This window comes from Maribellus sp. CM-23 (assembly GCF_021354595.1).
Taxonomy (GTDB): Bacteria; Bacteroidota; Bacteroidia; order Bacteroidales; family Prolixibacteraceae; genus Draconibacterium.
In genome coordinates, this window is the sequence record NZ_JADWYJ010000001.1 from 1 (window position 1) to 15,378 (window position 15,378).

General features: G+C 43.3%; 9 protein-coding genes and 2 pseudogenes. 5 read left to right on the plus strand and 6 right to left on the minus strand.

The window, feature by feature from the left end:
- The 4 genes from INQ51_RS00005 to INQ51_RS00020 all read right to left on the minus strand — a co-directional run.
- A partial coding sequence (locus INQ51_RS00005) for a choice-of-anchor L domain-containing protein (RefSeq protein ID WP_233375837.1) occupies window positions 1–3,061 on the minus strand: 3,061 nt, incomplete at its 3' end.
- Window positions 3,062–3,934: 873 nt separating this feature from the next.
- The gene (locus INQ51_RS00010; protein ID WP_233375838.1) at window positions 3,935–4,591 is read right to left on the minus strand and encodes a porin family protein; all 657 of its coding nucleotides are present in this window, start codon (window positions 4,589–4,591) and stop codon (window positions 3,935–3,937) included.
- Between the two features lie 461 nt (window positions 4,592–5,052).
- A complete protein-coding gene (locus INQ51_RS00015) occupies window positions 5,053–6,963 on the minus strand; it encodes a sulfatase (protein ID WP_233375839.1) in 1,911 nt (636 codons plus the stop codon).
- 41 nt (window positions 6,964–7,004) lie between these two features.
- Complete coding sequence (locus INQ51_RS00020; protein WP_233375840.1) at window positions 7,005–8,426, minus strand: sulfatase; 1,422 nt, start codon at window positions 8,424–8,426, stop codon at window positions 7,005–7,007.
- Window positions 8,427–8,778: 352 nt separating this feature from the next.
- Here INQ51_RS00020 and INQ51_RS22680 point away from each other — a divergent pair.
- Both INQ51_RS22680 and INQ51_RS22685 read left to right on the plus strand, forming a co-directional pair.
- Window positions 8,779–10,002: pseudogene (locus tag INQ51_RS22680) on the plus strand (malic enzyme-like NAD(P)-binding protein); the annotation flags it as partial.
- A 72-nt stretch (window positions 10,003–10,074) separates the two neighbouring features.
- Window positions 10,075–11,058, plus strand: a pseudogene (locus tag INQ51_RS22685) (phosphate acyltransferase); the annotation flags it as partial.
- Here the strand turns inward: INQ51_RS22685 and INQ51_RS00030 are convergent.
- Entirely contained in the window at window positions 11,055–11,612 is a 558-nt protein-coding gene (locus INQ51_RS00030) for a hypothetical protein (protein WP_233375842.1), read from the minus strand. The pseudogene INQ51_RS22685 and the gene INQ51_RS00030 overlap by 4 nt on opposite strands.
- 88 nt (window positions 11,613–11,700) lie before the next feature.
- Here INQ51_RS00030 and recR point away from each other — a divergent pair, with 88 nt between their 5' ends.
- From recR to INQ51_RS00045, 3 genes are all read left to right on the plus strand, one after another.
- Window positions 11,701–12,327, plus strand: coding sequence for a recombination mediator RecR (gene recR / locus INQ51_RS00035; RefSeq protein WP_233375843.1), 627 nt, complete (start codon window positions 11,701–11,703; stop codon window positions 12,325–12,327).
- Between the two features lie 78 nt (window positions 12,328–12,405).
- On the plus strand, window positions 12,406–14,364 hold the full coding sequence (locus INQ51_RS00040) for a glycosyltransferase (RefSeq protein WP_233375844.1): 1,959 nt from the start codon (window positions 12,406–12,408) through the stop codon (window positions 14,362–14,364).
- Window positions 14,361–14,888 (plus strand): GNAT family N-acetyltransferase, encoded by a 528-nt coding sequence (locus tag INQ51_RS00045; protein WP_233375845.1) that lies wholly within the window; start codon window positions 14,361–14,363, stop codon window positions 14,886–14,888. The genes INQ51_RS00040 and INQ51_RS00045 overlap by 4 nt, the downstream gene beginning before the upstream one ends.
- A gap of 1 nt (window position 14,889) precedes the next feature.
- Here INQ51_RS00045 and INQ51_RS00050 read toward each other — a convergent pair whose 3' ends face one another.
- Window positions 14,890–15,360, minus strand: a complete 471-nt coding sequence (locus INQ51_RS00050) for a type I restriction enzyme HsdR N-terminal domain-containing protein (protein WP_233375846.1) — start codon at window positions 15,358–15,360, stop codon at window positions 14,890–14,892.
- Window positions 15,361–15,378: the final 18 nt, after the last annotated feature.

Genomic DNA, 15,378 nt, shown 5'->3' on the forward strand with positions numbered 1-15,378 from the left:
TTACAGTATCTTTCGCTACACAATTGTTTCCATAGCTGACTTCAACAATATAATCTCCACTGTAGCTTGGGATAGCATTGCTTATCGTCGGGTTCTGCTCAATAGAAGAAAAACTTGCAGGTCCACTCCACAAATATGAATTAGCGCCTGAAACAGAGGAAGCAGTAAGCTCAATGTTTCCACCTTCACATACTGAGTTGTCAGTAGCTGATGCTGTAACAGTTTCTGTACAGCATTCTTCGATAACTACTGTTACAATAAATCTTTCGTCGCTCTCACATCCGTTGACAGTTTGTGTCGCATAATAACTAGCGCCATTTACTAGTGGTTCTGTTTCTGCCAATGGAGTTCTGTCAGATTCATGCGCATACCAAATAATGTTATCTCCTATTACGCGTAAATTAGCTATCGTTGAATTACCTCCAGTACAAAAATTTTGGGCAGTCTCTCCTGTCGGTTTTGCAGGATCATTAACTTCTACATTAACTTTAAAGCGTGCAAGGCTTTCACAACCAGCAATAGTTTGTGTAGCATAATAATCTTCTCCATCAATTAGTGAGGTAGTAGTGTTCAGAGGAAGACCACCAGTAGCATCTGCGTACCATTGGATGTTATTTCCCAAAACGGTTAGATCCGAAATTGTAGGGATGTCAATTGAGCAAAAGCTTTGCGTTGAATCTCCTGTGGGAACTGGAGAATCGTTTACAACTACATCGAATGTACAGTTGTCAGACAATGTGAAACCACCAGGTTGTGTGAGAGTTCCGGTATAAACAACTTGTGTTGTTCCAATTGGGAATTCATCTCCCGGATTGTAATTTGCAGTAACAACAAAGTTAATTCCTTCAGAACATCCACTAAGATCGGATAAAATTGCGTCGTAATGAATGTAATCAACTTCAATTTTATTGCTTCCTGGCCCTGTAAATTCAAACTTTAATTTGTACACTCCACTTCCTTGAGGCAAATCGCCAGCAGGGATCGTTATTGTCCAGAGAGTTTCCGAAGGATTAGTATTGGTCCCGGAATTTAATAGTTTGGACTCAGAATAAGTTTTTTCTATTGTATATGCCGTACCGCTTGAATTTCCTTTTAAAACGACTAAATTCCATCCGATAGTTTTAGCAGCAGATGAATTTAACAATTGAAGATTGACTGGGATATCAACCGAGTTATCAAAGTACTGAAATGGAGCAACAAAAAATACATCGTTACTGGTTCCATGGTACAATGCCGGATCGGGAGTAGTTGCCGATTGCCACAAGCGCATATTGTTACTTCCTATTCGCTGCGTGTTGTTATAAATCCAGCAGGAATTCTGGCTTTCCGGAATATTAAATTGTACGTCGAAAGAAGACCCGTCCGTTCCCCCACTTGCACAACAATTGTATGAAAGCCTTGGAGGGGTCCAATAAACAGGAGTTTCTCCTTCTCCCTCAAAACAAACCTCTGTTAAATCAGAAGGGGGACAATTCTCTTTCGAAATACGACAACTGCTCGTGGTTGGCTCCGTTATTTCGACTCCCAAAGGGATAGTTGCTTCGCAATTGATTGCATCTCTTGCATATACATTGTATACCCCTGCAGCAAGCCCTTCAAAAATACCAGAAGTGTTAGAAAAGTTTACGTTATCTAGACTATAGCTATATGGAGGGGTCCCACCACTTGCCTCTACCTTAAAAGAACCATCAGTGCCTCCAATGCAGATTAAGTCATTGTGATAATTGTTTAGTTCAGCAACAACAACATTATGAACGATAACTGTTACCGGTTGTATATCCGAACATCCAGAAGAAGTGTCGAATCCTTTAATGTAATAAGTACCAGCTGGTGCAGTTTCAGGAGAACTATATGGAATTGTTGCAAGTGCATCCTGCCAATAGCTATATGTTAATCCAGGTGAACTTCCGGCTGTAAGCGCAGGAGCTGTTAAATCGATTGTATTAGGGAAACAAACAGGAGCAGGTTGGTTTATATTTACGTTTGTCGTGGAAAAACTTTTAGCTTCCAGAAAAACTCCTGCATCCCACTTTGCGTCACTAATATCCGCAATTGCAAGTTTAATTCGATAGGTCTGGCCTGGTTGTAGTCCTTCATAAACAGCTTTCAATACGGTAGTCATCCCATCAAATTGAGTGGTAGGAGAATTACTAGTATAACTTTTACCACTTCCATTATCAATATAATAACTCTCATTTTGGGCGGGACAAGGATAAGAACCTCTTTTATCTGAAGAATAATAAGACGCATCAGTACTGGTAAAAGCACTATGTATATTTTCTATTGTTACTTCAGTTCCGCCCGAAAGTTTAGCTAAATTTACTGATCCTGATATGCCAGGTCCACTCAAAAAGAATCCAAATGCATCATTGAACTGTGAACATGTCCACTCACGATATTCTTCAGATGCAAATATGTAGTTAAATTCAAGATTGCTACCTACTGCAACAAAATCAAATATTAAAACGGCGGCATCATGGGAACCTCCTCCGCTTATTGCTTCCAAATCGGGATCTCTGAAACGAGAATAGCCTTCCATATCATCTGTCTCATCCGGCATGTCATTTGGCCCTTCTGCTGCATTGATTGTTCCTGTCGATAGAATCAATCCTTCAGATAAAGGAAAATCAGAAGCCCCTTTGTTAAAATAGCCTAATTGTCGATTACCGGCATTGGAAGCATATCCCCAATCGTGGTCGCGCCAGTTTCCATACGAATTATAATAGCCAAATTTGACATTGCTTACCTGCAGACATCCTGAAATTAAAATGTTTTCAACTAGCTCTGCTTTTGTATAAGCATTGTAAGTAGCATTATCTGCGACTTCAATAGAGGAACCTACTGCTGCCGATTTTAGGGTCGGTAAAGACATTATTGTTGCTGACTTTGTCGATTCCTCTTTACTTGAGTATCGAACAAAACCCTCTTCTTGTGCAGTTCCCTGATTAACTAATAATAAGTTAAGCAAAAGAACAAGCGTAGTGAACATAGATGTTTTAGTAGAGAGATAAGATTCAAAATTTGAGCGAAAATAATTTTGCTTGGGTAAAGTTGTTTTCATATCATTTGTTGAGTTAATATTTACAAAACCACTTAGTAATTTATCGGCACTCAATCCCCCATCCAAACGAATGAATGATCAGTCATTTGCCGTAATTATTTATAAACTTTTGTTGATATGAAATTTTCGGAAAGATGTAAATAACCCCTTATTTTTTATCTAACGTTAAATTTCAGAATCAAATATTGCTAATGCAAATCATGACTTAATAAGATAAAATCCAAATTTTAGATTGATTCGCGTCGCTTCCATATTCAATATTTTATAATAAAAAATATGTTTGCTTGGATTAAAGCAATTGTTGTGCCGATTGATTTAATTCAGTATAGGTGAGTTGTTTTTGTTTTTGCGTTCGCGAAGATATAGTTTCATTTTGGGACAAAACTCCCGGAGAGAAAAAGCAAAAACACCTTCAGATGTTCTTCAAAGACAAGTTTTATGTTAAAAAATAAATTCACACTGTTATAAGAAGACTGTTTGTTAATTCAGTGCATAGTCATCATTTGATTGACATAATATATATGTTTGACATTAAGCAGAGAGTTTTGCAAGGGAGGATCAACAATTAGATTTTGGATCTGGTCATTTGAAAATGCAGAAATTAATGGGATGAATCTTCTGTTATTTTTCATGTTTGTAGCCTGCATTATTCTAATAGTTAGGAAGACATTGTACTTACATGTGTTCTAATCAAACTGGAATTATTTGACCACCTTATAAAGATTATTGAAGCTTTTTAGGGTATAAAAAAACCTCCCTATAACGAGAGGCTATTTCTAAAATCTGATTTAGAAAAAATCCACAAATATTTTCTTGTGGCCTTTTCTCACATTTCTCTTTCACACTTTCGGCTGAGGCACGAATGAAGTACTTCTACTTACCAAACATCAGTCCTACGGATATTTTGAGGACCCTGTTTTTTACAAAATTATCGCTGTCTCCTGCGGGGTCAATATTCGCTAAACCCAAATCGTATCCAACTCCCAACTGAAATTTATCTATTTCAATTCCTGCTCCCATCATTAATCCAAAATCCATCCTTTTAAGGTCATCATCGTCGCTACTCCCAATTTCATTATCATACTCGCTCATACCTGAAACATTCTTAAACTCGCCTGTATATTTATCTTTCGAGCTTAATGCGACACCTACATAGGGGCCAAATAAACCGTAAACACCAATACCTCCGAAATCATAAGAAGCTTTCAAGTTTACAGGAACATCGAGGTAAAAAATGTTGGTAACCGCCTCACCGCTTACGTCACCAATTGCACTGCTTTTGATTTTGGTCCCTTTGGTGTCAAGCATTAATCCAGTTTCAAATGCAAAGATGTCGGTTAAAGAGTGATCCATGATTGCTCCAATATGGAACCCGGGTTTCATAGTTGTTGCATCAATGCCAATACCTGAAATTTTCATCGAGACATCGGCTAGGTTTAATCCACCTCTTACACCAAAAGTAGTTTGCGCAAAAGAATTGACACTAAACAAGAAGATAGCGCCCAATAAAAAAATTTTAACAGTTTTCATTGTTGATTTTTTTTTGATTCATTGCTTACTCTGTACGATTTTCAGCATACTCGCCTTGCAGTTTGTTTGAATGGGTTACAAGGTAGCTCCATTAATATGTATTAAACAAAAGGTAAATCAAATGTGCGTTTTATGTTAAAGTTTAACAACGTATTATCAACGTAAGATAACGGAGATTATTATAAACTCCATCGTTTATTATGACCAACGGAAGCCAAATTACGAAAAGCCATTTCTGCTTTCACTAAACACACAATCTTCTCATTACCAACAACACCTGTTTTAAAAGGCACTTAATACTTATGAGAAAGACCGCGAATTTGAACCCGGTTGCTTTTTACGATCTACAACTTTTTCAGCCTCCCCGGACTGAAGAGTTAAAAGCAAAGCTGCAACGATTAGACTTAAAAACCAATCAATCTCATGATTTGGAAAAATCCTTCCAACCGTGTAAAGCCGGGCTATTTGATCAATCCCCACTGTGTAAGCAAGGCTTTCGCCATCAAGGCATCGTAGCCTTTGTAACGTTCGTTTCCCTGCAAAATATGTTTTCGCCGTTCGTACATATTCAGTACATTTTGCTCCAGTTCAGGCGTTCTGGCTCCAATCGCATCAACGCTGTTTAAGGCAAAATTTCGGTCGGTCCGATTAAAGACAAGCGTATCTGCCAGTATCCGGTTGTAGGTTTCCAAGGCCGGTTTTTGTTCGCCCATTCTGAAAAGTAACTCGGCTGCCAGCGTTGCTACCGCGCCCGACTCATCTTTTGCTGCTTTTCTGATTACTCCCTCCAGTTCGGGTTTAACTTTTTCACGGTGAATCAGCAAACCAGCCGCTCCCCAATAGCGGATGGCGGCATTGCTACTTTGCAGGTTGTTAACAAAAGCATCCATATTAGCATCAGCAGAAGTAGCTTTTTGAGCTGCATCAAGCAACGCATCAAAAGGACAGGCTTCGGAACGCATGTAATCATACATGGAGCCATCACCGGAAAAATCATCGTACTCGGTTTCAGGTACCAGCGCCACATCGCGCACATCACGCATCCAGCGGGTTTCGGCTTCACGCATCCGGTTCAGCACATCGGCATAAGCCGGATCGCCGGCCAGGTTATTAATTTCCCAGGGATCGTTTTCTGTATCGTATAGTTCTTCCAAAGGTTTCTCTCTGAAATAACGACTTTGCACTTCGTTGGTTTTTCCGGCTTTAAAAGCATCTTCCCAAGCCTGCGCCGACGGTGCTTTAAAAAGGTAATCGATGTGTTGCATCGAAATCCTGAAAGGCATGTAGTTTCGGATGTAGCGGTATTTCTGATCCCGAACGGCACGCACCATGTCGAACCTTTCATCCATACGCTGGCGGGTCATAAAAGCATAATCGGGAGCTTTTGTTTTTTGTTCACCCAAAAATGCGTTGCCCTGCATGTGATCCGGAATCGGAATACCGGCAATGCTTAAAAAAGTAGGCACCAGGTCAACAAAACTGACGATCCGCTCAACTTTATCGCCCGGTTTTTCAGCCGGAAAAAGATGCCTGAACTTTTCTGGAATACGGATAATGAACGGCACCCGGGTTCCGGTTTCATAAACATAGCGTTTGCTGCGTGCCAACACCCCGCCGTGATCGCCGTAATAAATTACAATGGTATTCTCAGCTTCCCCACTTTCCTCCAATTCTTTCAGAATGTCACCAATTTCAGCATCCATTTGCTGGTTGCGGTCGTAGTATTGTGCCCAATCGTGTCGTATTTCGGGCAGATCGGGATGATAAGGAGCAATCTCAACTTTAGCTGGATCGTGCTTCAGTTCTGCTGCCGGAATTTGTTTGTGAATCTGGCTTTCGTGTGTGGTAAAATTGCTGAATACCGCAAAAAAAGGCTGCCCGGGCGCCCGGTTTTTATACGTAGCCTTCCGGCTGCAGTCGTCCCAGATTGCATTCCAGTCGCCACCGTAATTGTAATCGGTTTTAACATTGTTGGTACAGTAATAGCCTGCTTCGCGTAAATATTCAGGATAGGTTTTTACAATGTCTGATTTTGCGTATTTACTCCGCATCTGTTCGTTTCCATTCGACGCCGCGTAAACCCCGGTGAGTATGGTATTTCGCGCCGGTGCACATACCGGACAATTGGCAAACGCATGTGAATACAAAAAACCTTCCGAAGCGAGTTTGTCCAGATTGGGAGTGGTCGCCATCTCGTTGCCGTAACAGCCCAAAAAATACGCGCTGTTATCTTCCGAAGTGATCATTAAAATGTTTGGCGACTCAGCGGAAGTTTCCGCCTTATGTTGGCACGAGAACAAAAGTCCGGCGAATAACACCAACGACATTACTGCCCAAATACCTCTCGCCCACTTATTCATATATTGTTTCATAACGATAGCTGTTTCTTTATTATCTATGCATTCTCCGGCAGTTATTCTTTCTGTCCGGGCATGGTTCCCCTGACGCGCTTCACCTGAAGCGGACCACCTGTCTCGCGATCATACCAATCGGGCGTAAGATGTTCCGGGGTGGTATCTCCCGTCTCTTTTCTCCAGTTATTCAGCAAGGTTCTCATTTCACTTAACACCTCCTGGTAATCGGGAAGCGAAGCCAGGTTCATCAATTGCAAAGGATCTTTTTCCACATCAAACAATTCTTCTGCCGGACGCGGAGTTACAAAAATATCGGCCTGCGCAGGCGTTAAGCGTCCCTCATCTCGCACCATATTCAATGCATGCTGAGTGGGCGATTTTTTAGAGTCGGCCGGGCCACCATTTGCCAGTGCCGGACGCGAGTTCAAAACGTACAAATACTTTTGCGTTCTGACCATCCGTTCGTGGGCTTCGTAATCGTGCCAGTTGTGTTCAGAAAATACTTCCTTTCGGACTTCTTTTTCAGGATCGTTTAACACCGCACTGAAACTCGTTCCCTGGTAACTGTCGGGGGCATTTACCCCGGCAAGCTCAAGAATCGTGGGTGCAATGTCCACAGCACTGATCAAACTCTCTGTTTTTTGCCCGCCTGTGGAAATATTTTCCGGCCAATACACCACAAAAGGTGTTTTCATGCCACTGTCATAAACCCTCGTTTTGCATCGTGGGAAAGGGCTTCCGTTGTCTGACATAACAATGATTACGGTATTTTCAAGAATGCCCTGCCGTTCCAATTCTTCTCTTACTTTCCCCACGTAATAGTCGAACCGGGCTATTTCGTTGTAATAAGAAGCAATGTCCTGCCGGGTTTCTTCGGTGTCAGCAAAGTAAACCGGTACTTCCACTTTCTGCGGATCAAAAGTTACCTGAAAAGTATCGGCTCCCCATGGCCGGTGTGCATCAAGTGAAGCCAGCCAAAAGAAAAAAGGTTTGTCTTTCGGCCTTTCCCTGAGAAACTTCACCCAGTTCGCTTCACCGCCGTCTCCATTGTTGTAGCCGTTGTTATCCGTGTATCGGTCGAAGGCACGGTGTGTAAAATTGCCTAAGTGCCACTTACCGGCGTGGGCGGTATAATATCCGTTTTGTTTTAACAACAAGGGAAAGGGGATCTCACTTTCAGGAAGCGGCGTATGCAACTCGGCCGCCCCGTTCGAATGCGGATATTTCCCAGAAATAATGCTGCACCTGCTTGGGCTGCACGAACTGGCCGTTAAAAATGCATTGTTAAACTGCATTCCTTCCTCTGCCAATCGATCGATATGAGGTGTTTTCACCACTTTATTTCCGTAGCATCCAATGTCATCCCAGCCAATGTCATCGGCAATTATAAAAACGAAATTGGGTGATTCAGCAGCATATGCCGTACCGGCAAAAAGATAAAAACAGGTAATAAGCAGCACGTGTTTTACAAATGATCGCATCGTTCTATTGGTTTATATTGGTTACTGGTTTTGTAGCTCAAAACGTTGTTAAAGAATACGTCAGAGCTCTTTGAGCTACTAAATTAATGTTTTGTACAAATGTTGACTGACTTCTGCCCCATTATATTTCGGATATTCTGCCGTTTTCATGTCTTTTTGTTCCGCTTCATTTAAGCGAGAACTGTTCTCGGAAGGACGAATAAAACAAAACAAAGGACGCTTGGTAAACGAACAGACGATCCGTGTTATTTTTCTTCTTCACCTTGCTGAACAACACCTTTTTAACTGCTAAAAAATATTTTATTCCACCTTGATTTTCAGTAAATTTAAAAGAAACCATAATTAGCTAATCATGCCGAAATTGCGTAAGATTGATGCACTCAACTACCATCAAAAAGACCGTCCGGGAAAAATTGAAGTGATCCCGACAAAACCTCACAGTACCCAATACGATTTATCTCTGGCCTACACTCCTGGGGTTGCCCAGCCCTGTCTGGAGATCAAAAAAGACATCGACAACGTTTATAAGTACACGGCCAAAGGCAACCTGGTTGCGGTTGTCTCCAACGGAACAGCCGTATTGGGGTTAGGCGATATCGGCCCCGAAGCAGGCAAGCCGGTAATGGAAGGCAAAGGCTTGCTGTTTAAAATTTTTGCCGATGTGGATGTATTTGATATTGAGGTAAACGAAAAAGATCCGAAAAAACTGATTGAAGTGGTAAAAGCCATTGCCCCAACTTTTGGCGGAATCAACCTGGAGGATATTAAGGCACCCGAATGTTTTGAGATAGAAGCAGCCCTGAAAAAGGAGTTGAACATTCCGGTTTTTCATGACGATCAACACGGAACGGCAATCATTTCGGCAGCTGGTTTACTAAACGCGCTCGAACTTGCCAAAAAAAACATCGGGGATATAAAAGTGGTGGTTAGCGGAGCAGGTGCTGCTGCTATTTCCTGCATTAAATTGTACATCAGCCTGGGGGTAAAACCCGAAAATGTGGTAATGACCGACAGCAAAGGAGTGCTCAACCGCCACCGGACCGGGCTTAATGCCAGCAAACAACAGTTTGTAACCACGCGCGAGCTTGACACCCTGGAAGATGCCATGAAAGGGGCAGATGTTTTCCTAGGACTTTCAGTTGCCGATGTGGTTTCGAAGAAAATGATAAAATCGATGGCTCCGAATCCGATCGTTTTTGCCATGGCCAATCCCAACCCGGAAATCTCGTACGAAGATGCTACTTCGGTACGTGACGACATTATAATGGCTACCGGACGAAGCGATTACCCGAACCAAATCAACAACGTCCTTGGTTTTCCATTTATTTTCAGGGGAGCGCTAGACGTACGTGCAACCACCATCAACGAAGAAATGAAAATTGCTGCGGCGCGTGCACTCGCCAAACTGGCCAAGGAATACGTACCCGAAATGGTGGCAAAAGCTTACAACCAACAAAACATTACTTTTGGGAAAGACTACATTATACCCAAACCGCTTGATCCGCGTCTGATCACCACGGTATCGACAGCTGTAGCCAATGCTGCCATGGAATCGGGTGTGGCCCGGAAACCAATCAAAAACTGGACAGTTTATAAACAGGAGCTCACCAACCGCCTGGGACTCGACAATAAACTGATCATGGCCATCCGCAACAAAGCCAGGCATGATCCCAAACGCGTGGTTTTTGCCGAAGCCAACAGTTTCCGCATCCTGAAAGCAGTTCAGTCTGTATTACGCGAAGGAATTGCCAAACCTATCCTGATCGGAAACACTGCGAAAATAAAGGCGTTGATCAAAGAAAACCAACTCGAAATCGACAACATTCCGATCATTGATCTGCACGAAACGGTGACCGAGGAAAAACGCCATCAGTTTGCAAAAATTCTGTATGAAAAGCGCAAACGCAAAGGGATGACCTACGAAGAAGCGCTCGAAAATATGTACAACCGCGATTATTTTGGCCCCATGATGGTGGAAACCGGTGAAGCAGATGCCTTTATCTCGGGGTTCTCGCGTACTTACTCCAATACCATTCGTCCGGCGTTGCAGGTGGTTGGCGTGCGGGAAGATTTTAACCACATTGCGGGCATGTACATTATGCTCACCAGACGTGGCCCGTTGTTTTTGTCGGATACCACGGTAAACATGAATCCTTCGTCACAAGTATTGGCAGACACCACGGTTCTGACAGCCTGGGAAGTGAGGAGGTTTACCATCGAACCCAAAATTGCCCTGCTCTCCTACTCCAACTTTGGTGCTTACAAAGGCGAAGGTAGTCCGGTACGGGTAAAAGAAGCGGTAAAAATTCTCCACGAAAAATATCCTGATCTGATTGTGGATGGTGAAATGCAGGCCAACTATGCACTGAACGGGAAACTGCGCTATTCACGCTATCCGTTTAACAAACTTGGCGCTGAAGATGCCAACACGCTGATTTTCCCCACCCTGAGTTCGGGCAATATCACTTACAAGATTCTTCAGTCGATCGGCCCTTGCGAAGCAGTTGGTCCTATTTTGATGGGCATGAAAAAACCCATTCATATTTTGCAACGCGACAGCTCTGTCAGGGAAATCATTAACATGACTGCCATTGCAGTGATTGATGCACAATCGATGGATACAGAAACTTAAAAACCAACGCCTACGCCAATGGTATAAAACGGCTCCCAGTCTTTGTACGGTGAGTTGTCATCCTGGATAACATCAAAAAGCAGCTGGGCATTTACCCAGGTGTTTTTTGATATGGGCTGGCTGAAGCCGCCTCCGACAAATAAAAACGGAACCCAATCCCGGTTGCTGTCACCCTGGTACGTTTGAAAGTCATAATTCATCATCGAGAATTCCATGTGGGCGTATACCTGCGGCACAAACCGGTAACGCGTAAACAGGCTGGCCCCGTAATTGGTGGCATTGTAATCGTAACTCCCCCTGTCGTATTTGAAGTATTCAAACGTTAACTGGCTGCCTACTGAAAACTGCGGCGTTACCTTGTACCCTACCAAGGGCGAAATCCCCACTTCGGTAACACTCCCAAATGTCAGGTTCAATCCTCCACCGTAATAAAACTTGGGTGGGGTGTAAGTTTCGGTTGACGACTCAGAACTTTCTTGCGCGGTGGTATTGTTTTGTCCATAAACCAAAGCAACGGTAGCTGCTATCACAAGGGTAAGAAATGCTTTCTTCATGGTTTCTGTTTTTTTTGATGACATAAGATACGCAAAAATTAAGTATCCAAAATTCAGAATGTTGCACTTTTCACTTTATTTTTGGAGCATGAACATCGATAAATATCCTTCCCGTTTACTGGAAAACGCGGTGAATGAATTTTCCAAACTACCCGGCATCGGGCGGAAAAGTGCGCTACGGCTGGTGCTGCACTTGTTACGGCAAGACACCGAACAGGTACATGCCTTTGGCAACAGCCTCATCCAACTGCGCGACGAAATCAAACACTGCAAGGTTTGTCACAACATTTCGGACACCGAATTGTGCCAGATATGCAGCAATCCTTCGCGCAATGCCAGTGTTATTTGTGTGGTGGAAAACATCCGCGATGTTATGTCGATCGAAAACACACAGCAATTCAACGGTTTGTATCATGTTCTGGGAGGAATCATTTCGCCGATGGACGGCATCGGCCCTTCTGACCTTGAAATAGATTCGCTGGTCGGTCGGGTGGCATCCGGAGAAGTGATCGAAATTATTCTGGCCTTGTCCACGACGATGGAAGGCGATACCACCAACTTTTATATTTTCAGGAAGTTGAAGGATTTCGAAGTGCGGATTTCAACACTGGCGCGTGGTGTATCCATTGGCGACGAACTCGAATACACCGATGAGATCACGCTCGGGCGTTCGCTGGTGAATCGTGTCCCCTACGAAAATTCGGTGGGAAGATAAGTTTGGTATCAGATTTTGCCTGTTCTTCCGTTATCCAAAAGGAATGCCTACATTTGAGCATCTTTGACTGAACTGTGTATGGATTTATCGGTCGTTATCGTCAACTACAATGTCAAACATTTTCTGGAACAGTGTCTGCACGCTGTGTTCCGGGCTGCCCGCAATGTCAGTATCGAGGTGTTTGTGGTCGATAATAATTCCGTTGACGGCTCCGCCGAACTCATCCATGAGAAATTCCCCAATGTTCTTCTGATTGAAAATAAAAACAACGTTGGTTTTTCGAAGGCCAACAACCAGGCCATACGTCAGGCAAAAGGTAGGTACATTTTATTGCTGAACCCCGATACAGTAGTAGAGGAAAATACCTTTGAAAAAACGGTAGCCTTTATGGATCAGCACCCTGAAGCCGGCGGTTTGGGTGTAAAAATGATCGATGGAAAAGGAAACTTTCTGCCCGAATCAAAACGCGGATTACCTACGCCGTGGGTGGCGTTTTACAAAATGTTTGGTTTGTCAAAAGTATTTCCCAAATCCAGGAAATTTGGCAAGTACCACCTCTCCTACCTCAGCGAAAATGAAATTCACGAGGTAGATGTGCTGGCAGGCGCTTTTATGCTGATGCGCAAGGAAACACTTGACAAAGTGGGCCTGCTCGACGAAACTTTTTTTATGTACGGCGAAGACATCGATCTTTCGTACCGGATTCAGCAGGGCGGTTATAAAAATTACTATTTCCCGGAAACCACGATCATTCACTACAAAGGAGAAAGCACCAAAAAGGGATCGCTGAATTATGTAAAAGTGTTTTACAACGCGATGGTGATTTTTGTGCGCAAACATTTTCCGGGAGGCAAAGCGGGTGTTTTTGCTTCGCTTATTCACCTGGCCATTTATTTCCGGGCGTTTCTGTCCATCGCAAAACGGATTGTTTCACGCCTCTTTTTCCCCCTGTTCGATGCGCTGCTTGTTTTCCTCGGGTTCTTTCTTATCACACCCGTTTGGGAAGAACTCCAGTTTCACGAAGTAGATTATTACCCTCCTCTTTTTTTACAGGTTGTGGTGCCGGTTTACATCCTCTTCTTTTTACTGGGAATCGGATTTTCAGGAGGCTACAAAAAACCGGTTAGTATTTACAAACTCGGGCGCGGAATTCTGTGGGGGCTTATTGCCATTTTGCTGGTATACTCGCTCGTAGATGAAGAGTACCGCTTTTCAAGAGCACTTATATTGTTGGGCTCCGTTTGGGCGGCCGTTTCGCTGTCAATGCTGCGTTTGTTGTTCCACTGGCTGAAACCGGGGGCATTTCGCTTAAATATCCAGCGCAACCGGAAAATGGCCATCGTCGGTCACCCAAAAGAAGCAGAAAGGGTGCAACACATTTTGGAAGAAACCCAACTGAATGCCCAACTGGCAGGCTATATCGCCATCGACGACAACGATAAAGGCGCACAGTACCTCGGGCAAATCAGCCAGTTAAAGGAAATTATTCGTATTAACCGGATCGATGAACTTATTTTTTGTGCCGGAAACATTTCTTCTGCCGATATAATCAGGGCCATGCTCGATCTTACCGAGCTCGATGTGGATTACAAAATCGCTCCGCCCGAAAGTATCAGCATCATCGGAAGTAATTCCATTCACACAGCCGGCGATTTATACGTGGTGAATGTAAACGCCATTTCAAAACCAGTAAATAAAAGAAAGAAACGAATGTTTGATTTGGAAACCGCACTGCTTTTGCTGCTTTCCAGCCCCGTTCTTATTTGGTTTTTCAAAAACAAATCCCGTTTCATTAGCAACATTTGCAACGTTTTGGCAGGCAAAAAATCGTGGATTGGGTTTATCCCCGAAAAAGGAACCTTTGAGCACCTCCCGGCGTTAAAACAAGGTATATTGAATCCGGGGGATTTGTTTCCCGAGCTAAGGCTCGATCCCGAAAAATTTACCCGGCTGAACATGTTGTATGCAAAAGATTACCGTTTAGTTACGGATGCTGAAATTCTGTATAAATCCTGGAAAAAACTCGATCGACAATGAACGCACTGCTCACATACGGAAAAATCAGTCTTCGCCCGCTGGAGCCCGAAGACATAGACCTGTTGTACCAATGGGAAAACAACATCGAGATTTGGCAGGTGAGCAATACAAAAGCGCCGTTCTCAAAACATATTCTGGCGCAATACCTGGCCGAATCGGCCAAAGATATTTATGCCACCCGACAGTTGCGACTGATCATTCAGGATGAAAACATGCATGCCGTTGGAGCGGTTGATCTTTTTGATTTTGAACCCTACCATTTGCGAGCCGGTGTCGGAATTTTGATCCACCAAACCGAAGACCGCGGTAAAGGATACGCCCACGATGCTTTGCTGGCTCTTTCTGTTTATGCGCTCGAAGTGCTTGGGCTAAAACAGTTGTACGCCAACATTGCGGTCGACAATGCTGTCAGCATTCATCTTTTCGAAAAAGCCGGTTTTCAGCAATCGGGCATAAAAAAAGACTGGCTAAAAACCAGGAATGGATGGAAAGATGAAATTCTTTTTCAGAAATTACTGTGCTGATTTAAACAATGTTGAACTCAGGAATCTCGCGTAAAAACCGGTAGCTGTTATTTACATAATCTATTTCGCAGGCAAAATGCTGCAATCCGTTTGAAACCACCACCTGTTCTACCCGCAACGCCATGTTGTACCGCACCACCTGGTCAAAGGTATCCTGGGTAATTTTCACATTCGGCGCTTTAAACTCCGCAATTAATTGAGCTTGTCCGCTTTTCGAATAAATCAACAGATCAAAGCGGCGGGATTTTCCGTTTACCATAATCTGCTTTTCAACTGCCATGCGGTTTTCAGGATATTTTTTCTCGTTTTTCAGGTACTGAATAAAATTCTGCCGCACCCATTCCTCCGGTGTCAGCACCACAAACTTTTTACGGATACCATCAAAAATCCAGCGTTTGCCGTCTTCTGTTTTGGTACGAAAAGTATAATCCGGTAAATTCAGCTTGTCCATTTCAGTTTCTTTTGCACGCATTTTTGAAGGTGACGGCGA

Coding starts and splice junctions, on each gene's coding strand:
- INQ51_RS00010 (WP_233375838.1), bottom strand. CDS start 4,591: ATGAAAACTGTTAAAATTTTTTTATTGGGCGCTATCTTCTTGTTTAGT.
- INQ51_RS00015 (WP_233375839.1), bottom strand. CDS start 6,963: ATGAAACAATATATGAATAAGTGGGCGAGAGGTATTTGGGCAGTAATG.
- INQ51_RS00020 (WP_233375840.1), bottom strand. CDS start 8,426: ATGCGATCATTTGTAAAACACGTGCTGCTTATTACCTGTTTTTATCTT.
- INQ51_RS00030 (WP_233375842.1), bottom strand. CDS start 11,612: ATGAAGAAAGCATTTCTTACCCTTGTGATAGCAGCTACCGTTGCTTTG.
- recR (WP_233375843.1), top strand. CDS start 11,701: ATGAACATCGATAAATATCCTTCCCGTTTACTGGAAAACGCGGTGAAT.
- INQ51_RS00040 (WP_233375844.1), top strand. CDS start 12,406: ATGGATTTATCGGTCGTTATCGTCAACTACAATGTCAAACATTTTCTG.
- INQ51_RS00045 (WP_233375845.1), top strand. CDS start 14,361: ATGAACGCACTGCTCACATACGGAAAAATCAGTCTTCGCCCGCTGGAG.
- INQ51_RS00050 (WP_233375846.1), bottom strand. CDS start 15,360: ATGCGTGCAAAAGAAACTGAAATGGACAAGCTGAATTTACCGGATTAT.